We start from the raw sequence: 18,030 nt of genomic DNA on the forward strand, positions 1-18,030 counted from the left end.
GGTTATTTATTCCTGAATCGCTTTACCCTAATATTCCTCTCTCTATAATAGCGGCAAATAACTTCAGGAGAATTCAGTTGGACAGTCACCCTAGATTAATTTTAATTCTGGCAAGCTGAATTTTCTCTGCTGCTTGCCAACCGGCGAGCAGCGATCCCCGCTTTAATTAACGATCGCGCTCCTTGTTTTTAATCCTGCCAGCTACAGGAGTGCACGTTATGCTGTTGTTTATCCTAGCCCTTTTTCCTCCACCCCGACTGGCGTAGCTCAGGCTGCGCCCGAACGCCGATATCAGACCTTTAAAACACAGCGCTTAACAGGCGTTACGTCATCCTGCGCGCGTCATTATTTTTCACGCAGGCGGAATAACGTCATTATTCCTGAAGGTCGCCTCATAAAATAACCCGGCCATGCCAGGTTTTATCCATGCACCTTATTTTGCGTGCAGGACAACTATTGCTTTAAATCAGGGAGATGTCGAAATGAGCGACATGAAACTGGAACAGGTTGCGATCACCTCATCCGGCAACCGTAACGATAAAAAAAGTAAAAAAATATTTGCTGTCGCACAGCAGGCAGGCCAGCACGTTGAGATGACGCTGGCGAACCTGCGCAGTCAGCGTCAGGGTCTGACTCAGGCTGAAGCGGCGAAACGACTGGATCTGTATGGCCGCAATGAAGTGGCACATGAGAAAGCACCACCGGCGCTGATTCAGCTGCTGATGGCGTTTAATAACCCATTTATCTACGTCCTGCTGGTCCTGGCGCTGGTGAGCTTCTTTACCGACTATATATTGCCGCTGCGCGCCGGTCAGGAGACCGATCTCTCCGGCGTCATCATCATCTGCACCATGGTGATGCTGAGCGGGCTGCTGCGCTTCTGGCAGGAGTTTCGGACCAACCGTGCCGCGCAGGCGCTGCAGTCACTGGTTCGCAGCCAGGTCACCGTGCTGCGGCGCGAGGCGGGGAGTGAAACCGCGCAGCGCCAGGATGTGGATATGAGTGAGCTGGTGCCGGGCGACATTATTCTGCTCAGCACTGGCGATCAGGTGCCTGCCGATGTGCGTCTGCTGAGCTCACGTAATCTGTTTATCAGTGAAGCGGTGCTGACCGGAGAATCGCTGCCGGTTGAAAAACACAGCAGCGATGCGGGTGTTGATGCCGAAGATCAGACCGCTCAGGAGCTGCTGGCGTCACCGAACATCTGCCTGATGGGCACCAGCGTGGCCAGCGGCACAGCCAGCGCCGTCGTCGTCGCGACCGGAGGCGAAACCTGGTTTGGTTCACTGGCCTCATCGCTGACCGGAAGTCGTCCACAGACCGCGTTTGACCGTGGGGTGAACAGCGTCAGTAAACTGCTGATCCGCTTTATGCTGGTGATGGTCCCGGTGGTGCTGCTGATTAACGGCTTCACCAAAGGGGACTGGATGGATGCCACGCTGTTCGCCCTGGCGGTTGCGGTCGGGCTGACCCCGGAAATGCTGCCGATGATTGTCAGCGCTAATCTGGCCAAAGGCGCCATTGCGATGTCCCGGCGTAAAGTGATCGTCAAAAAGCTCAACGCCATTCAGAACCTGGGCGCGATGGATGTGCTCTGCACCGATAAAACCGGCACGCTGACCCAGGACACTATCCTGCTGGCGCATCATCTGGATGCGCAGGGCAGTGAAGATGAGCAGGTGCTGCTGCTGGCCTGGCTTAACAGTGGCAGCCAGAGTGGCGCAAAAAACCTGATGGATCGCGCCGTGCTCTGCGCAGGCGATAAAGTCATTTCACAGACTCAGCGCAGCCAGTATCAGCTGGTTGATGAGCTGCCGTTTGATTTTACCCGCCGTCGGGTGTCGGTGCTGGTGGAGGATCTGACTCAGCATCGCTCGCATCTGATCTGCAAAGGCGCAGTTGAAGAGATGCTGGCAGTCAGCGTTGCCGTGCGGCAGGGTGATGCGATCGTTGCACTGGATGCGGCACAGCGTGCGGCCCTGCTGGCGCAGACCGAACGCTATCATCAGCAGGGCTATCGCGTGCTGCTGGTGGCAACCCGTGATGGCGAGCTGCACGCGCCGCTCAGCGACAGTGATGAGCGCGATCTGGTTATCCAGGGCATGCTGACCTTCCGCGATCCACCAAAAGCCAGTGCCGGTAAGGCGATTAAAGCCCTGCGCGACAGTGGTGTAACGGTGAAAGTGCTGACCGGTGACAATCCTCTGGTGACGCTGCGGGTCTGTGCCGATGTCGGGCTGACCGATCCGGCCATGCTGACCGGCGATCAGATTGAGGCGATGAACGATGATGAACTGGCACTGGAAGCGGAGCGCTGCACCCTGTTTGCCCAGCTGACGCCGCTGCAGAAATCACGTCTGGTGCGGCTGATGCAGCAGAACGGTCACACTGTCGGATTCCTCGGCGATGGTATCAATGACGCGCCTGCCCTGCGGGCGGCTGACACCGGTATTTCCGTGGACAGTGCGGCGGATGTGGCGAAAGCCTCATCGGACATCATCCTGCTGGAGAAAGATCTTCAGGTGCTGAATGAGGGGGTACTCAAAGGACGCGAGACCTTTGGCAACATCATCAAGTATCTCAACATGACCGCCAGCTCCAACTTCGGCAACGTGTTCTCGCTGCTGGTGGCCAGTGCCTTTATTCCGTTTCTGCCGATGCTGTCGATTCATCTGCTGATTCAGAACCTGATGTATGACGTTTCCCAGCTGGCGCTTCCCTGGGACAAGGTTGACCGTGAGTTTCTGAATAAGCCGCGTAAATGGGATGCCGGCAACATTAAACGCTTCATGCTGTGGATGGGCCCGACGTCATCAATTTTTGACGTCACCACCTTTGCGCTGATGTGGTTCGTTTTCGGCGCTAACCATGCAGGCGTGCAGTCGCTGTTCCAGTCTGGCTGGTTTATCGAGGGACTGCTGTCACAGACGCTGGTGGTACATATGCTGCGTACCCGGAAGATTCCGTTTATCCAGAGTCGTGCCACTTTACCGGTGATGCTGACCACGCTGGCGGTGATGGCGCTGGGCATCCTGATCCCGTTCTCACCGCTGGGTGCGATGGTGGGTCTGGTGCCGCTGCCATGGCAATATTTCCCGTGGCTGGTGCTGACGCTGTTCAGCTACTGCCTGGTGGCGCAGGGCATGAAACGTTTCTATATCCGTCGGTTTGGTCAGTGGTTCTAGGGAGGCAAAGATGAAAAAAGGCAGGCTCGATACGGTATTTGTCGGCGTGATGATCATCGGCTTAACTCTGATTGCGCTGACGGTCATCGTTAGATGAAAGGATTGTAATAGTGCGATAGTTAAGAGGCAGCGAGGCAACTCGCTGCCTTTTTTCTAATCTTCGTCGCGCTCACGGCTGGCGCGCTGGCGTTCGTAGTATTCATCTTCTGCGGTGATGATCTCATCCATCAGCGAATCCATATCCACCACGCGCTCTTCTTCGACAAACTGTCCGGTCAGCGGTGTTTCAGGAGTCAGTTTGCCATCTTCATACAGTTGCCAGATCTCTTTGGCATAGCGCGTCTTCAGCAGCGCCGGAGCAAACTGACCGTAGTAGGAGGTGATGTTGTCTACGTCACGTTCGAACATCGACTCAGCATGGTTATTGGCTGCCGCATCGACCGCCTGTGGCAGGTCGATAATCACCGGGCCCTGATCGTCCAGCAGCACGTTGAACTCGGATAAGTCACCATGGACGATACCGGCACAGAGCATACGCACGATGTTGCGGATCATGGTGTGGAAGTCGGTAATCGCCTCCTCTTCGGAGAGCGTGACGTCGCTGAGGCGCGGCGCGACAGAGCCATTGGCGTCGGTCACCAGCTCCATCAGTAACACGCCGTCAATGCAGAGATAAGGCTGAGGCACGCGAACACCGGCGTTCGCCAGGCGGAACAGGGCGTCTACTTCGGCAGTCTGCCAGGACTCCTCCTGCTGCTTACGGCCAAACTTCGTGCCTTTCTGCATGGCGCGGGCGTTACGGCTGTTGCGGGTTTTACGTCCTTCCTGATACTGCACCGCCTGCTTGAAGCTACGCTGGGTCGCTTCTTTATAAACTTTGGCGCACTGCACTTTACCGCTGCAAAGCACGGTATAGACGTCTGCTTCTTTGCCGCTTTTCAGCCGCTGCAGCACATCGTCAATGAGGCCGTCATCGACCAGGGGCTGGATTCTGTTTGGGATTTTCATGCGGCTTTATACCTTATTTCACCCGCTTTTCGTATCACTTTGCGATGATGGAAAACATTGGCAATGACTGAACAAAGTATCTGATTCTACCCTGGAAAGACGCGTTGTGGGGATGAACCTTGATGCGTTGCGCTTTTGACCTTTGTTTTATCATAAACAACGGATTAGGCGGGAGAGCAGGGCGGTTTTATCTGCCAGAGATTCGCTTTTTCACGGCACCGGGCAGCATCATGTCAGAGTGATGTGCCTGAATAGCAGGCGGATGCGGGCATAAAGGCCGAAATCCTGCTCAAAGAATCCCGGCCTGCCTGCGGGATTACTTCAGGCCTTTAAGCACTTTAACCGTGCTTTCGATGTCGATCTCATCTTCGGAGAAGATCAGCGTCGTTCCCTGGAAAGTGGTCACCGCCAGCTTTTTCAGCGAGCGCATCTCACTGGCGTTCGGGTCAGACTTCGGACGGATATTATTCAGCAACAGGCCCACTGAGAGCACCGCGTTCTCTTTATCGACACCCGCATCAACCGGGACTTCTTCGTTGTAAACCAGGTAAGATTTAATCGAAGTGATCTTCAGCCGCTCGCCTGCGATATAGATATATTTGCTGGTTGGCGCGACTTTCACCGCATAGGCGGACAAGCCTTTGTTGTTGGTGGTGGGTTCGAATGTCACCGCCGCATCTTTCTTAATCAGATCAGGATTGGCGACTTTAATCACATGAAAATAGCGGTTATCACCGTTTTCATCTTTGATAAAGCCAAAACCTTTATCTTCAAACCAGGTTGTGATCGTTCCGTTCATCGCCATTTCTGCCTGCTTAATCTACTCAGTTTTTTACAGCGCGCAGTGTAAAACACAATGCCTGCGCAGACTATATAAGTCTGGATGATAATTTACGGCCGGGCAAGAGGCTGGGGCGGATGCCCGACGCGGAGGTGAATGCGGTAGTCAGAAAGGTTAACCGGCGGACGGCGCAATGCTCGTCTGCCGGTGCGTATCTCTTACTCATTGCCCCAGCGGTTCAGGAACTCGGCGATATCATCAATACGCTGCTCATCGATACCCGCTTCGCGCGCCATATCCTGCTGCGACTCTTCACTGATCTCTTCGTTATTCATCAGACGGGTAATCAGCAGCTGGAAGTAATGCGCCAGCGGAGTACGCTCTGCTTCGCTGACCGGCTTAGCCGCCTCCGTCGCGTACTCATCTGCGACATCATAATATTTGAGAGAAATTTCGTTATTCATAAGGGGATCCGCAGAGTTGAAAGTAAGTAGCGACCGGATTCTGACCCGGCTTGTGGAGGTATTATTTCGTGTTTAGGTTGGGGCTGTAAAGGGGAACAGGATGCCCGGTTCTGACTAGAGAACCAGTGGCGGTAGCTGTCTGAAGGTGCTGACTAAACCCTCTCCCCAGCCTTTTCGGATAGTCGTGAAGTACGGGTGGTCTTCGGTAATGCGGTATTGCCGGGCATCGCTGAAGCTATCACACGGGTAGATCATCACGTCGAGCGGCAGACCAACGGACAGATTGCTGCGCAGGGTCGAATCCAGTGAAATCAGCGCGCATTGCATCGCCTGCTCCAGAGACATGTCGTAGTGCAGCACCCGGTCAATAATCGGTTTGCCGTACTTGCTTTCACCAATCTGGAAATAGGGCGTATCGCGGGTGGCTTCGATGAAATTACCCTGTGGGTAAATATGGAACAGACCAATATCATCCCCGTTGATTTGCCCGCCGAGCAGCAGGTTGCAACTGAAGTCTGTCGTGCTGCCATTCTGTTGCGCCTCACTGTCACGCTGGATCACCTCACGAACCGTCTCGCCTATCAGCGACGCGGCCTCATAGAGGCTGGATACATTCAGCAGATTGGGACAATCGGCATTCCTGCTGCGGTATCGCAGCAAGCTGATGATACTTTGCGTGGTCGCCAGATTACCGGCGGTCTGAAGCACCAGCGTACGATCGCCGTCCTGATGAAACACGTGCAGTTTACGGAAGGTGGAAATATGATCCACGCCAGCATTGGTACGTGAATCGGATGCAAAGACCAGCCCGGATGACAGGCGCATGGCCACACAATAGGTCATACCACACTCCCCTCAAAAAAAGATTTGCACGCCATCAGCGTGTATGAAGTTTTCACCATCAGCAAGTCGCGATTTACATCATTTGTACGGCAGCAATCGCGCACATATCTTCGTATCCCCCGCCAATCCGTAAACCGCGCACCGGACAGGCATCCAGGTAATCAATGCCGACGGCAAGCTTAAGATGTTGATCAGGGATACGGGTGTTGTTGGTGACGTCAAAGCAGTGCCAGCGGTCTTCTACCCAGACTTCGGCCCAGGCATGCGTGGCGACATGGGTAGAATCTTTGCTGTGCAGGTAACCGCTGACATAGCGTGCCGGTATATTCAGGCTACGACAGCAGCTCAGAAAGACATGCGTATGATCCTGGCAGACGCCGGTACGGGCGGCGAAAGCCTCCGCGGCACTGTCGGTCACCAGGGTAGAACCTGGGGTGTAAGGCATCCTGAGCAGCAGGTCTGCCATCAGGTTTTCCAGGGCGGCCAGAATCGCCTGAGGCTGATGATAACGCAGGGCAAACGCCTGAATCGCTGCATCGGGCTGGGTCAACGGGCTATGGCGCAGGAAGACCAGCGGCGACAGATGCCCCTGAGCCTGATCTTCAATGCCGTGTTTAATCTCGACCACGCCATGTGCCTGAATGGTGATGGACTCATGCGGTTCATCGAGTGTCAGAACATGCATGATGTTGCCGAAGGCATCCGTGGTGCAGACCGCCTTCTCCGGCAAGGTCAGTTGCCAGGAAAGTATGCGTTGATGAGGCGATTCCTGAGGCGTCAGACGCAGGTACTGGATACTCCGTTGCACTGCCTGGTCGTAGCGATAGTGCGTGTTGTGCTCAATGCTAAGTTTCATTGCGCCTCCAGATACGTGTGATGAATACTTTCGGCGATCTCGTTGACCTGGGCGAGAAAGGCTTCCAGCCAGTTGTTCAGCCCGATTCTGTTCAGGTCTTTCATGGAACTGAAGCGCAGCTCGGCGTGCAGGATATGCGCCAGGCGGCGTGGCGGATTTGCACGGCCCCCAATCAGCTCCAGTTGCTGAACCATGTCGTTAATACACGCCAGCAACGAACGCGGCAGCTCGTTGCGCAGGATCATCAGTTCGGCGATAGTCTCCCGGCTCAGTGGCTGCTTATAAATACTATGGTAGGCTTCGCGCGCGCTCACCGCCTGCAGCAGTGTGTCCATGCGGTAATATTCGCGCACCGGGTCGTCATCAATGTCCATCAGTCGGTTTTTCACCTCCAGCAGACGGGCGGTGCCATCAGCCCGTTCCAGCAGCGTCCCCAGGCGGATAAAGTGCATCGCATCGCTGCGGAGCAGGGTACCGAACATGGCACCGCGGAACAGATGAGAGCGCTCTTTGACCCAGTCAAAGAAGGCGTCGGCACCGTCTGAGCCGATGCCCTGACGGCGTATCGATTTCATCCCGATCCAGGTGGCATTGATACACTCCCAGACTTCGGATGACAGGCTGCCACGCACCGCATGCGCGTTGTTCCAGCCCATCTGCAGGCAACTGAAAATGCTGCTGTGATTCCGGTTATCCAGAGCGAAAAAACTGACCAGATTAGGCATTGTCAGTGTCGGGTAGGTCTCAGCATACAGCCCGCTGGTGCTGGTCAGGTTGAGCGGTACCAGCAGATCATGCGTACCCCCGTTACGGATTGGCATCATCGACAGCTTGTTGGTGACGTCCAGCACCCGGGCGATATTTTCTGCCCGCTCCAGATAGCGGGCCATCCAATAGAGTTCACTGGCTGTCCGGCTCAGCATAGATCATCCTCCAGTACCCAGGTGTCCTTGGTTCCGCCGCCCTGAGATGAATTGACGACCAGCGATCCTTCCGTCAATGCGACGCGGGTAAGCCCGCCGGAAACCAGTCGGATCTCCGCGCCACTGAGCGCAAAGGGCCGGAGATCGATATGACGTGGTGCCAGACCGTCGTTGACAAACGTGGGGCAGGTGGACAACGCCAGCGTGTTTTGCGCGATGTAATTCTGCGGACGCGCCAGCAACAGGTCACGGAAGTGGGCAAGCTCAGCTTTGCTCGCGGCGGGGCCAATCAACATGCCGTAACCCCCAGCGCCATGAACTTCTTTCACCACCATTTTTTCGAGGTTGGCCAGCACATACGACAGCTCATTTTTATGCCTGCACTGCCAGGTTGGGACGTTGTTGAGGATCGGTTCTTCCTGCAGATAAAAGCGCACCATATCCGGTACGTAGGGGTAGATAGATTTGTCATCAGCCACGCCCGTGCCGATGGCATTGGCCAGAACAACATTGCCAGCCCGGTAAACCGACAGCAGTCCTGGCACGCCGAGCATGGAGTCCGGGCGGAACGCCAGCGGATCGAGGAAGGCGTCGTCAACCCGACGATAGATCACATGCACTCTGCATGGCCCGGCGGTCGTGCGCATAAACAGCATGCCATCCTTCACAAACAGATCGGCGCTTTCAACCAGCTCAACGCCCATTTGCTGGGCCAGGAAGCTGTGTTCGAAGTAAGCGCTGTTAAAGCGGCCTGGGGTTAATACCACCACGGTGGGATCGTTGACGGGTGAGCTTTCGCGCAGCGTTTGCAGCAGATGCGACGGATAGCGTTCTACGGGCGCAATGCGTTGCTGGGCAAACAGTTCCGGATAGAGCCGCATCATCATCTTACGGTTCTCCAGCATGTAGGAGACGCCGGAGGGGGTACGCAGGTTATCTTCCAGGACGTAATATTCGCCATCACTGTTGCGCACCATATCCACGCCGATAATGTGTGCGTAGATGTTACGGTGGAGATCAACACCCTGCATGCAGGGCTGATACTGTTCGTTAGCCAGAACCTGTTCTGCCGGAATGACGCCCGCTTTCAGAATGTGTTGTTCATGGTAGATATCGTAGAGAAAGGCATTGAGCGCCTGCACACGCTGGCGAATGCCGGCATCGAGCATGGCCCACTCGGCGGCCGGGATAATACGTGGCACGCTGTCGAACGGGATCAACCGTTCAGCACCATTATCGTCATCGTAGACATTGAAGGTAATCCCTACCCGGTGAAACAAAAGGGCGGCTTCTTCCCGCTTGCGCTGTACCGCCTGGTGATCGGCCTGCTGCAGCCATTGCCAGTAGGCGGCGTAGTGGTCACGGTGTTCACCTTCAGCCAGAAGCATCTCATCAAAAAAGGGTGAAGCGGAGAGATTGATATTCAGCATCGTCACCTCGCAGACGTTAAAGGCTGTCAGTCTATCCAAGCATAAAGTGTGCCAGCCTCAGAAGAAGCGGAACGGTGCAACGCCGTGATAGTGCAAGGGTTAAAGCACTTTTTTGGTGCATGCGCAGAGCAGCAATGTCTTAATATGGCGCTTAGTCTTTCGTGGTGAACAACAAAATGGTCATGGCTCAGGCGTCTTAAGCCCATTAATGCTTGCGCTCAGCCGGTAAGGGTAATATGCGGGATTTTATCGATCTGCCGGGCGTGCTCGGGCTGGTCAATCTGGAAAAAGTTATCGCCGCGCAGCCGGATGTCCATCTGGTCAGCGGCGCCAGGGCGCCGAAAGCGGGCGATCCACTACCCGCCGGTTTAGTGCCGGGCACGCAGACTACTGCAGAACTGGCGATTGCCAGCCTGAAGCTGCTGCTGGCGCGTAAAGGTATCAGCACGCTGAAAGCGGTTGAAGCCGGTCGCAGTTTTGGCATCTGGTACCATTCCTCCTGTAACGTGCTGGCCGTGCAGTTCTTCGCCAGGGTGTTTTATCCGCAGCAGTTTAGCGCTCCCGATGCGTAACAAACACAAAAACAACGCTATAACCCGTTCCTCGCCGTCAAACCGACCGGCACTTACTGGACAAAATAAAAGGAACTTTGCCCCGGCTGCCGGGGCGTTTTAATTCACGGAGAGAAGAGAATGAAGATCAGCGGATGGTCACTGTCTCCGCTATCGAACAGAGTCATAACGATGCGCCCGGAGTTCTGACAGGCGAAGTATTTTCAATGGCAATACACGCAGTTGGGGGACGCTGTTTTAAGCGATTTATTCACTACCGGATAATCAGCGTAAAAGAGTATCTTGCGCCTGCATAAATCGCGCACGCCAGGGCTTGAGAACCCACAACGCCAGACCGGCGGTAATGAAGTCGAAGGTAATTGCGCAGCCAAAGACCAGGTGCCAGTTATGGGTGTGCTGATACATCAGCGCCGCCAGCGGACCACCAAAGACCGCGCCGATACCCTGCGAGATATACAGCCAGCCATAGTTCGCTGAAGCATTTTCACTGCCAAAGGTGTCGGTCAGTGTGGATGGGAACAGCGAGAAGATTTCGCCCCAGCCAAAGAACACGACGCCTGAAAGCAGTACGAAGAGCAACGGATCTTCGCGGCAGGCAAGCCACAGCGTCATCGCAATACCTTCCATTGCAAAGGCAATGAACATGGTATTTTCGCGGCCGTAGCGGTCAGAAATAAAACCAAAGAGGGGACGCGTTAATCCGTTAGTGAAACGGTCGATAGTCAGCGCCAGGGGCAGGGCGACCATACCGAAAATTACCGCCTTGCTGATGCCGAAGTCTTCGGCAAAAATCGCCATCTGCGAAGTCACCATCAGCCCTGAAGTCGACATCATGGTCATCATCATGAACATCAGCCAGAACAACGGCTGGCGCAGCATTTCCCCGGATTTAAACTGGCGCTGGCCCGGCACGGGAGACGGTGTTTTGCTGGCCGGTATCATCATGCTGGTTTCAGGCAGTCTCAGGTTCTGGCTGGCGAGAAGACCCACAGCGGCGAAGATGAGGCCAAACGTTGTCATCGTCTGCTCCAGCCCGTAGCTATTAAGAGAAATAGAAATCGGGAAGGTGGTGAAAATGGCCCCCATGCCGTAGCCCGCCGCCACGGTTCCGGCGGCAAAACCGCGCTGCTGTGGAAACCACTTCATCACCAGTCCCACCACGCCGATGTAAACAATACCCGTACCCAGTCCGCCAAGGCAGCCGTAGGCCAGATACAGTGAGGTGAGGCTGTTGACCCGGGCGGCGATCACCCAGCTGAAACCCGCCATCAGTGTACCGATGGAGATCAGCAGACGTGGTCCAAAGCGTTCGACCAGCCGACCCTGAAAAGGTGAGAAAAAGGTCTGCAGAATAATCAGCAGCGAGAATGTGACCTGCAGTTCCGCCAGCCCGACACCGAGTTTAGCAATCATCGGTTTGGTTAACAGCGTCCAGACGTACTGCGGGCTGGAAATGGCTGCCATGCAAAGTAATCCAAGCAGAAGCTGTACCCACTTGCTGTGTTTCGCTATTACTACCGGTTCGCTCATTGAGGCCATTGCCTGTCTCCATAATTACGCTTTGCTCTGCTTAACTACTTTTTTGTTGTCGCACCTATTCAAATCATTACCTGCATATGCTCATTATCCGAAACCATCCCGATACGCAGATATGGACGTAAAGCGATAAAGCAGGATGTGTGCCACTTTAAAAAAATGATTAAATTCAATCAGTAGTAGAATTGCGGGCGGAATAAATGTGATGAGGTGCAAAATTGTAGTGCGCTGAGATGGTGCGTGGGAGACGGTTGATGGCCTGTCAGAAAGGTCATCCGGTACATTCTGGTTTTGGTGGCGATGCACAGAAAGGCGTTAACGGAAAATGATGGCTCGGTGTTTGAAATATTAGGATTGCAGACACAAAAAAGCCCGCAGGGCTTGTGCTGTAAGAGCTTTAATGACTCCGATGATGGTTCTAGTAATCATCAACCAGGAAAGTATTCTCCTGAAAGCCTCATTTCTCTGACGAGATCTGACGAACAGTCATCAGGAATTCCTGAGCCGTGGTTTCCCATAGTTCAGGGGAAAAATCAAACCCATATCGTTTCCTGAACTCCTCTTCGACACCATCACCATAGGCGGAGATAAAATCATCAGCTTCTTCGGCGAGATCTTTGAGCATCCAGTCTGGTACTGACTTTTTGAATAGCCGTACTATGCCTTCGACCGTATCCTCGCCATCATTGATGATGTCCGCGTCCTGGTTGAAATAACCGAAAATAAGTTGGTCAAGAAAGTGGAATTTTTGCATTTTGTACCTATAGATCCGGGAATGCTGTGAGCATGTAATAGGGTTTGCCGTTATATTGCTGAAACTCGATAACAATTCTCACATTTGTCATGACTATTCGCTGGTTACTCCCGCGCCGGAAACCGTAGCCAATTGCTTTGCCAGATGCATTTCGAATAGTTAACCTGGCTCCCTGTCTGCCTCCGCCAAGGACCGATTTTATAACGTCCCGATTAGCAAAAATCGCTTTCGATATGGCTTCTTCGGCTATCTGCACGTTGGTAAAGGTAGTGGAATACTGCAAACGCTTATTGGCTTCAAAGCGGGATAATAGTTCTGCATCGCTTTTGCCAACATGTGTGGAAAGCGTATGCCCGCCGGGTTTCAAACCTGTTACTGACTCATGCTCAGTAAGTTTAATGCGGCCAGCTCTTACTGCTGCTACACGACTTGCGCCGATGCCAAGTGCAAATCCTAGTGGAACAGCGATATCGACAGTCAGGCCGATTTTCATCGCCGTATCTTCATCTGCTCCAAAGGATTTGGCAATTGCTGTTGCTGCCGCGTATGTTGCTGTGCGAGTGTCTCTGCCCACAATGAGCTGATTTGCAGCAGCATTAATGCTATCGAGACTATGCGCGCCGACGACAACACATCCTGCTTTTGTTAATCCGGTAGGGTTCACCGGCTCGGTAATTTCACAACATCAGCCACTGTCTGACAGCTGACGCCTTCAGCACCAGTGGCCTTTGGTTGTGAATATCCACCATGCCTATGTTGCTGGCTGCGGTGACGATCAGAAAGCTTTCGTGCCCAAGCGTACCGCCAAAGGGAGCTTTGACGATCGCCGCAAAGAACAGCGGTTGATGGCTTATCTAATAGATGAGGTATGGCTATTCAATATTTATGCAATGGGGAAGCACTACCGGTATATCCTGATGAAGACGGAGTGAATCCACTATCCGCCAGATGCTCTTGGGTCAACACTCATTTGAGTAATGGGATAATAAATCCAGCTGCTTTTGCAGCCAGACCATTTAGGCTTAAAGGCTCGGGGCGGTGCAATCCGTCCAGAGATAAAACTTCGTTTAGATCATAAGTGTTAATGCTGCGCGGGCTCAATTCATAACCGTTAAGCGGATGTGGCGTGGCGAGCTTTAGTAATTGAAACAACTCCAGCGGTACGCCTAGCATGCGACGCATCACATAGCGTAGCCACATATTCTTCTCATCAAACTTAGCTTTGATTATGGATAAGTCCATAGCGCGGTACCACTTTCCTCCGGCATACAGAGCGATAGTAGTTCCACTCATATTTCAGGTCCAATGATTTGCAACCAATAATTTTAACAACGACCTTAAGTCTCAGAAGCAGCAGGAATTATTCCGAGGTTCGCCGACGCTTCGCTTCCTACACTTAATCCTTGCGAATCGCTTATGCAGGAACGGATAAGGGCCATAATGGCTAAAAGAGAGAGAGCAATGGTCTCATAAAAAAATTCGCTGTCATTATTAGGCATCAATGCAACTATGTCGCATCTATAATCAGATATAAAATGACGTGATATTAAATGAAATGTTGCGTGAAACTCGAAGAAAATGAAATTCGACATTTCGGGAGGGTAATATTCTCTGTGAATAATTTAAAAGGCTTTAAAAAAGGATGGCCCCAAAAGTGAGGGGCTCTAACATCTATGGTTTTTTTGGGGGGGGAGCAGGGGGAAATTTGCTTCGGAGGCTGATAACCTGGTTTCATACCTGAATCCTTTGGCTGATAACCGTATTCTTTTGGTTGATAACCATTATTTACAAATTTTTGTTTATCACTCATGTAAGAATCCCTTCCAGGCTTTAGGGTTTTTTAGGTGGTGGGGCGGGTTTAGATACTTGCTTTGGGGGTTGATACCCTTCAAAAATAGGGCTGTCACTGGATTGTGGTGTATTTTCTTTTGGCTGGAAACCGTCGTGTCGGAAATTTTCTTTTTGGCTCATTAGTCCTCCGGACTACACAGTAAATCAAGGTTTTTTGGGTGGTGGGGATGGCTTGTCAGTTTGTTTAGGCGGTTGATAGCCACCGTTCGGCTTAGGTTGGTAGCCTTTGTCTAAATCCTTATAGCTACCTGGTTTATTATTACTCTTTTCAGTCATTTTTACTCCGTTGACGTCTCATCTACTTCAGATTGGTACCTGAAAAATTCAATGCTTTCAATATCCTTGGATAGCACTAAAATGCCTAATGTTTCACTTCTTGGCCTTTCAAAGCCGCCATCTTCATTTATCACCCAGTTTTCTTCAAGATACAATTGTTCCGGGTTAGGGGCGCTTGATGCAAAGGAATCCTGACTAAATTTCCCACCAATTTTTTTACCATCCTTAAGTGTTATAATTACCCACGCGGGCTGTTGAAGACCAAAAAAGTAATCCCATGCGCGGCCTGTTGGATGTGGTAAAAAACGACCTAGCCATCTCCATGTTCGCATCCATACCAAAAAAAAGGTAAGGAGGATTGGACTTATGAACAAAACAGCCAGATAAAAAAGGTAATAGGTCACAGGGCTGCAGAAATATCTGCTCGACTCAATGAAGTAGATTGGATAAAACCAAATTGCATAATTTATGCAGCTATAAGTGACAACTTCAACAATAGTTTTTGTTGTATCAATATCAGAGTTTGGATGAAGGATGCTGTACATCTTCATACTAAGAAAACCAGGTATAACAAAAATGATAAAGAGTAGAATTTTAGACTTATCCCAAATATCCATTTCAGTCTCTTGATGGCTCGATATTTACTCATGGTACATTTTAGCCATGCCACTTGCCAGAACTCTTCTTTGGATCCCAATACGGTTAACTTACAAACTTGTCTTGAAATACTCTCTGATTGACCCTTTCCTGCCATCTTCTGATGGCGTTCATAAGCCATATTCAGGGACTGTTGAAGTCTAGAAAGTTGGCATACGTACAGTCAATAAGATGCTACCTCTTTGTATGATGATTAAGTATTGCTCATTTTAAAAGGCTGATGCATTATCGGATGATTCTCAATATCACCGAGTGTGGCATTAATGTGCAGGGAAGCGCATCCAGTTTCGCTTCCTTTATCATCATGAAGGAAAGAGGGCAGAAGCAATGGACGTGAAGGCCGATATCATCGCGTGGTTGTTAAAGCAGCAGGACTGGTTTCAGGATCTCGCGGAAAGACTTATTGAGCAGGGCGGCCTGACAGCTGATGATCTTCAGCAAGTTGTTGCCTTGCTCAAGACACCCAAGGGACAGGAAAAAACGGCACACCGGACTTTTCCCGGCTTAGCATCTTCAGAGCTGGGTGCTGGAACTTTGAGGTTGAGCCAGATCGAAGCGGTGAGGGGAATTGAGAACCTCGCTCCCCGTTTACCGCTAGATTTCGGCACGGGGAATCTGACGGTCATTTACGGCCATAATGGGTCCGGTAAATCCAGCTACACGCGTGTTCTTAAGCGGATTTCCGGGAAGCCCAGAGCTGCTCAGCTTAAATCTAATGTTTTTCATCCCTTACCTCCTGAACGAAGTTGCCATATTAAATGGGAGGCGAATGGCGCCGCTGCAGAAGCGGGCTGGTCCCCTAACAGTCCTCCGATCGATGCCCTCAAAGGCATCGATATATTCGATACCGATGAAGCTCAGCACTACCTTACTCAGGAGAGTGCCGCAACTTATATACCGGGGGTGGTGGGGCTGTTTGAAGAACTTGCGCAGTACCTCAAACTGGTGCGCGACAGGCTAAATGAAGAACAGTCTCAACTTGTAAGCAAGCTTCCGGTACTGCCCGCCGTTTATCAGCGATGCAGTATCGCCGCCACTTATGGGGCCCTCGGTACGTCAACTTCGGAAAGTATCGCGGTGATGACGAGTTGGTCTGAGGCAGATGAACAGGCTCTTAGAGTCCTGAATGAGCGTCTGAGCGTTCAGAATCCTGCTGAGAGTGCCCGTAGCAAGCTTGCAGTTAAATCATCTGTTGATCAGCTAATCTCTAAGCTTGAGCAGACGGCACGAGCTTTTAGCCAGACAAGTATTGACGGTCTAAGGGCGTTACGTGCTGATGCCGCTGCCAAGCGGCGTGTAGCGCTTGACAGTGAGCGAGTAAAAAATGGCTTACTGGAGGGGATAGGCTCGCCTGTATGGCGTGCAATGTGGGAGGCTGCTCGTGAATACTCCAGCCTACCCTATCCGGATAAGGCTTATCCGGTAACTGATGAAGCCCGCTGTATATTATGCCACCAGGAGTTATCTGTAGAGGCTCAGCAGCGTTTGAACGACCTCGAAGCTTTTGTGCAATCCCGTCTTGAGGTCGATGCGACCACAGCTGAGCGTCTTTATGCTCAGGCAATAGGCGAGATCAATATCCCTCCCTCAACGGCAGAAATTGCTACCCTTTGCGCAGGGGCTGCGATTCAGGAAGAATGGAATCAGTGCTTGACGGGAATTTGGAATGCCGCCTCCCACTGCCGAAACACTCTTACCGAACATGAAGCCACCCAGCCTGCAGCGCCATTGCCTGATTTGACCGATGCTGTCACGAAATTAAGTACCTACCGCGACCGGCTTCTTGGGGAAGCCGATCAGTTTAAGAAAGACGAGGCAGGATTCGATAGGGCTAAAGCCTTGCAGGATAAAAACGAAGCTGAAGCTCGCAAGTGGTTATCTGGTCAGGCCGAGGCGATTAGGGCCGAAGTTGAGCGCTTAAGAACAATAAGTGAGTTTGATGCATGGATATCTCTTGCTGCTTCCCGTGCGTTATCGACTAAATCGGCTGATATTACTCAGAAAGTTGTCACCGAAGCCTATGCGGCAAGATTCAACCGCGAGCTGAAGGTTCTTGGTGCCCCTAGCTTGCAGGTCGAGCTCGTTAAGATCAGGACAGAAAACGCGAAGGTATTGCATAAGCTGCAGCTTAAAGGGGCGCAACGGGATAGGTTGCACAATGTTCTTAGTGAAGGGGAACGCAGGGTTATCTCACTGGCTGCTTTTTTAGCCGATGTCAGCGACCGGCCAGGATCTGCTCCCTTCATTTTTGATGACCCTATTTCATCGCTGGACCACGAATTTGAGTGGCACGTTGCTAAGCGCCTCGTTGAACTAGCTAAATTGCGTCAGGTGATTATATTAACCCACAGACTTTCTCTGTATGGCGTAATTGAAGATTTGGCAAAGAAGGAGGGAGACCTGTGGAAAAAACAGCACCATAAATCGATATGCATCGAATCATTTGATGGCGCTGCTGGTCATCCTGCCGATCAGGAGGTCTGGAATGCAAACACCAAATCGGCTAATAATATCCTTCTGGCCAGGCTAGAGGTAGCCTACAAAGCTGGGCAAGAACATGGTGCAATGGCTTATCGTGGGTTGGCTCAGGGCATTTGCAGTGATTTTCGTAAACTCATTGAACGCTCTGTCGAGGAGGACTTGTTTAATGGGGTCGTTATACGTCATCGAAGAGGGATCCAGACTGACGGAAGGCTTCCATATGTGCAGGATATAACGCCAGATGACTGTAAACTAATTGAAGGTCTTATGACTAAATACAGTTGTTATGAACACAGCCAATCAACAGAGATGCCAGCTTTTATACCCGAGTATAGGGAGTTAAAGGAAGATATCAGCACGTTAAAAGACTGGCGTGATAATCTCAAAACAAGACGGGCCCCGACGAAATAATT

At 51.9% G+C, this 18,030-nt stretch carries 18 protein-coding genes and 1 pseudogene; 4 read left to right on the top strand and 15 right to left on the bottom strand.

All coding sequences use genetic code 11. From position 1 onward, the window contains the following. Positions 1-482: 482 nt before the first annotated feature. Both mgtA and EGO56_RS22680 read left to right on the top strand, forming a co-directional pair. A complete protein-coding gene (gene mgtA, locus EGO56_RS04685; protein WP_135907823.1) occupies positions 483-3,185 on the top strand; it encodes a magnesium-translocating P-type ATPase in 2,703 nt (900 codons plus the stop codon). A 49-nt stretch (positions 3,186-3,234) separates the two neighbouring features. Continuing rightward, on the top strand, positions 3,235-3,282 hold the full coding sequence (locus EGO56_RS22680; RefSeq protein WP_370584677.1) for a hypothetical protein: 48 nt from the start codon (positions 3,235-3,237) through the stop codon (positions 3,280-3,282). A 56-nt stretch (positions 3,283-3,338) separates the two neighbouring features. Here the strand turns inward: EGO56_RS22680 and EGO56_RS04690 are convergent, their stop codons facing one another. The 7 genes from EGO56_RS04690 to EGO56_RS04720 form a co-directional block, all read right to left on the bottom strand. Next, positions 3,339-4,193, bottom strand: coding sequence for a PA4780 family RIO1-like protein kinase (locus EGO56_RS04690; protein ID WP_135907824.1), 855 nt, complete (start codon positions 4,191-4,193; stop codon positions 3,339-3,341). Positions 4,194-4,509: 316 nt separating this feature from the next. Next, positions 4,510-4,998 (bottom strand): cold-shock protein, encoded by a 489-nt coding sequence (locus EGO56_RS04695; protein ID WP_135907825.1) that lies wholly within the window; start codon positions 4,996-4,998, stop codon positions 4,510-4,512. A 194-nt stretch (positions 4,999-5,192) separates the two neighbouring features. Further along, positions 5,193-5,438 (bottom strand): YmjA family protein, encoded by a 246-nt coding sequence (locus EGO56_RS04700; RefSeq protein ID WP_033783932.1) that lies wholly within the window; start codon positions 5,436-5,438, stop codon positions 5,193-5,195. Positions 5,439-5,552: 114 nt separating this feature from the next. Beyond that, complete coding sequence (locus EGO56_RS04705; RefSeq protein ID WP_135907826.1) at positions 5,553-6,281, bottom strand: proteasome-type protease; 729 nt, start codon at positions 6,279-6,281, stop codon at positions 5,553-5,555. A gap of 73 nt (positions 6,282-6,354) precedes the next feature. Further along, the gene (locus EGO56_RS04710; protein WP_135907827.1) at positions 6,355-7,137 is read right to left on the bottom strand and encodes a transglutaminase family protein; all 783 of its coding nucleotides are present in this window, start codon (positions 7,135-7,137) and stop codon (positions 6,355-6,357) included. Further along, positions 7,134-8,060, bottom strand: a complete 927-nt coding sequence (locus EGO56_RS04715) for an alpha-E domain-containing protein (protein ID WP_013358779.1) — start codon at positions 8,058-8,060, stop codon at positions 7,134-7,136. Before EGO56_RS04715 ends, EGO56_RS04710 begins: the two co-directional genes overlap by 4 nt. After that, a complete protein-coding gene (locus EGO56_RS04720) occupies positions 8,054-9,490 on the bottom strand; it encodes a circularly permuted type 2 ATP-grasp protein (RefSeq protein ID WP_135910523.1) in 1,437 nt (478 codons plus the stop codon). The genes EGO56_RS04715 and EGO56_RS04720 overlap by 7 nt, the downstream gene beginning before the upstream one ends. A 236-nt stretch (positions 9,491-9,726) precedes the next feature. Between EGO56_RS04720 and EGO56_RS04725 the strand changes: the two genes are divergently transcribed. Beyond that, entirely contained in the window at positions 9,727-10,062 is a 336-nt protein-coding gene (locus tag EGO56_RS04725) for a TroA family protein (RefSeq protein WP_135907828.1), read from the top strand. 264 nt (positions 10,063-10,326) lie between these two features. Here EGO56_RS04725 and oxlT read toward each other — a convergent pair whose 3' ends face one another. From oxlT to EGO56_RS04760, 8 genes and pseudogenes are all read right to left on the bottom strand, one after another. Further along, on the bottom strand, positions 10,327-11,601 hold the full coding sequence (gene oxlT, locus EGO56_RS04730; RefSeq protein WP_135907829.1) for an oxalate/formate MFS antiporter: 1,275 nt from the start codon (positions 11,599-11,601) through the stop codon (positions 10,327-10,329). A gap of 454 nt (positions 11,602-12,055) precedes the next feature. Next, positions 12,056-12,352: a contact-dependent growth inhibition system immunity protein gene (locus tag EGO56_RS04735; RefSeq protein ID WP_135907830.1), complete on the bottom strand. Its 297-nt coding sequence runs from the start codon at positions 12,350-12,352 to the stop codon at positions 12,056-12,058. Between the two features lie 7 nt (positions 12,353-12,359). Beyond that, positions 12,360-13,016 carry an RNase A-like domain-containing protein gene (locus tag EGO56_RS04740; RefSeq protein ID WP_238348997.1) on the bottom strand — a complete coding sequence of 219 codons (657 nt, stop codon included), beginning with the start codon at positions 13,014-13,016 and terminating at the stop codon, positions 12,360-12,362. 22 nt (positions 13,017-13,038) lie between these two features. Continuing rightward, positions 13,039-13,197: pseudogene (locus EGO56_RS04745) on the bottom strand (SOS response-associated peptidase family protein); the annotation flags it as partial. A 121-nt stretch (positions 13,198-13,318) separates the two neighbouring features. Beyond that, a complete protein-coding gene (locus EGO56_RS04750; RefSeq protein ID WP_135907831.1) occupies positions 13,319-13,645 on the bottom strand; it encodes a hypothetical protein in 327 nt (108 codons plus the stop codon). 253 nt (positions 13,646-13,898) lie between these two features. Further along, the gene (locus EGO56_RS04755) at positions 13,899-14,162 is read right to left on the bottom strand and encodes a hypothetical protein (RefSeq protein WP_135907832.1); all 264 of its coding nucleotides are present in this window, start codon (positions 14,160-14,162) and stop codon (positions 13,899-13,901) included. A 20-nt stretch (positions 14,163-14,182) separates the two neighbouring features. After that, positions 14,183-14,323: a hypothetical protein gene (locus tag EGO56_RS22250; RefSeq protein ID WP_167493417.1), complete on the bottom strand. Its 141-nt coding sequence runs from the start codon at positions 14,321-14,323 to the stop codon at positions 14,183-14,185. A 158-nt stretch (positions 14,324-14,481) separates the two neighbouring features. After that, the gene (locus EGO56_RS04760) at positions 14,482-15,096 is read right to left on the bottom strand and encodes a DUF6338 family protein (RefSeq protein WP_135907833.1); all 615 of its coding nucleotides are present in this window, start codon (positions 15,094-15,096) and stop codon (positions 14,482-14,484) included. 367 nt (positions 15,097-15,463) lie between these two features. Here EGO56_RS04760 and EGO56_RS04765 point away from each other — a divergent pair, with 367 nt between their 5' ends. Next, complete coding sequence (locus EGO56_RS04765; protein ID WP_135907834.1) at positions 15,464-18,028, top strand: AAA family ATPase; 2,565 nt, start codon at positions 15,464-15,466, stop codon at positions 18,026-18,028. The last annotated feature ends 2 nt before the right edge of the window (positions 18,029-18,030 follow it).

This window comes from Pantoea vagans, assembly GCF_004792415.1.
GTDB classification, from domain to species: Bacteria; Pseudomonadota; Gammaproteobacteria; order Enterobacterales; family Enterobacteriaceae; genus Pantoea; species Pantoea vagans.

Excerpts from the sequence above, each read along its gene's own strand:
- EGO56_RS04750 (WP_135907831.1), bottom strand. The coding sequence starts at position 13,645 with ATGAGTGGAACTACTATCGCTCTGTATGCCGGAGGAAAGTGGTACCGC.
- mgtA (WP_135907823.1), top strand. The coding sequence starts at position 483 with ATGAGCGACATGAAACTGGAACAGGTTGCGATCACCTCATCCGGCAAC.
- EGO56_RS04760 (WP_135907833.1), bottom strand. The coding sequence starts at position 15,096 with ATGGATATTTGGGATAAGTCTAAAATTCTACTCTTTATCATTTTTGTT.
- oxlT (WP_135907829.1), bottom strand. The coding sequence starts at position 11,601 with ATGGCCTCAATGAGCGAACCGGTAGTAATAGCGAAACACAGCAAGTGG.
- EGO56_RS04695 (WP_135907825.1), bottom strand. The coding sequence starts at position 4,998 with ATGGCGATGAACGGAACGATCACAACCTGGTTTGAAGATAAAGGTTTT.
- EGO56_RS04700 (WP_033783932.1), bottom strand. The coding sequence starts at position 5,438 with ATGAATAACGAAATTTCTCTCAAATATTATGATGTCGCAGATGAGTAC.
- EGO56_RS04710 (WP_135907827.1), bottom strand. The coding sequence starts at position 7,137 with ATGAAACTTAGCATTGAGCACAACACGCACTATCGCTACGACCAGGCA.
- EGO56_RS04690 (WP_135907824.1), bottom strand. The coding sequence starts at position 4,193 with ATGAAAATCCCAAACAGAATCCAGCCCCTGGTCGATGACGGCCTCATT.
- EGO56_RS04725 (WP_135907828.1), top strand. The coding sequence starts at position 9,727 with ATGCGGGATTTTATCGATCTGCCGGGCGTGCTCGGGCTGGTCAATCTG.
- EGO56_RS04715 (WP_013358779.1), bottom strand. The coding sequence starts at position 8,060 with ATGCTGAGCCGGACAGCCAGTGAACTCTATTGGATGGCCCGCTATCTG.
- EGO56_RS04705 (WP_135907826.1), bottom strand. The coding sequence starts at position 6,281 with ATGACCTATTGTGTGGCCATGCGCCTGTCATCCGGGCTGGTCTTTGCA.
- EGO56_RS22250 (WP_167493417.1), bottom strand. The coding sequence starts at position 14,323 with ATGAGCCAAAAAGAAAATTTCCGACACGACGGTTTCCAGCCAAAAGAA.
- EGO56_RS04735 (WP_135907830.1), bottom strand. The coding sequence starts at position 12,352 with ATGCAAAAATTCCACTTTCTTGACCAACTTATTTTCGGTTATTTCAAC.
- EGO56_RS04755 (WP_135907832.1), bottom strand. The coding sequence starts at position 14,162 with ATGAGTGATAAACAAAAATTTGTAAATAATGGTTATCAACCAAAAGAA.
- EGO56_RS04720 (WP_135910523.1), bottom strand. The coding sequence starts at position 9,490 with ATGCTGAATATCAATCTCTCCGCTTCACCCTTTTTTGATGAGATGCTT.
- EGO56_RS04765 (WP_135907834.1), top strand. The coding sequence starts at position 15,464 with ATGGACGTGAAGGCCGATATCATCGCGTGGTTGTTAAAGCAGCAGGAC.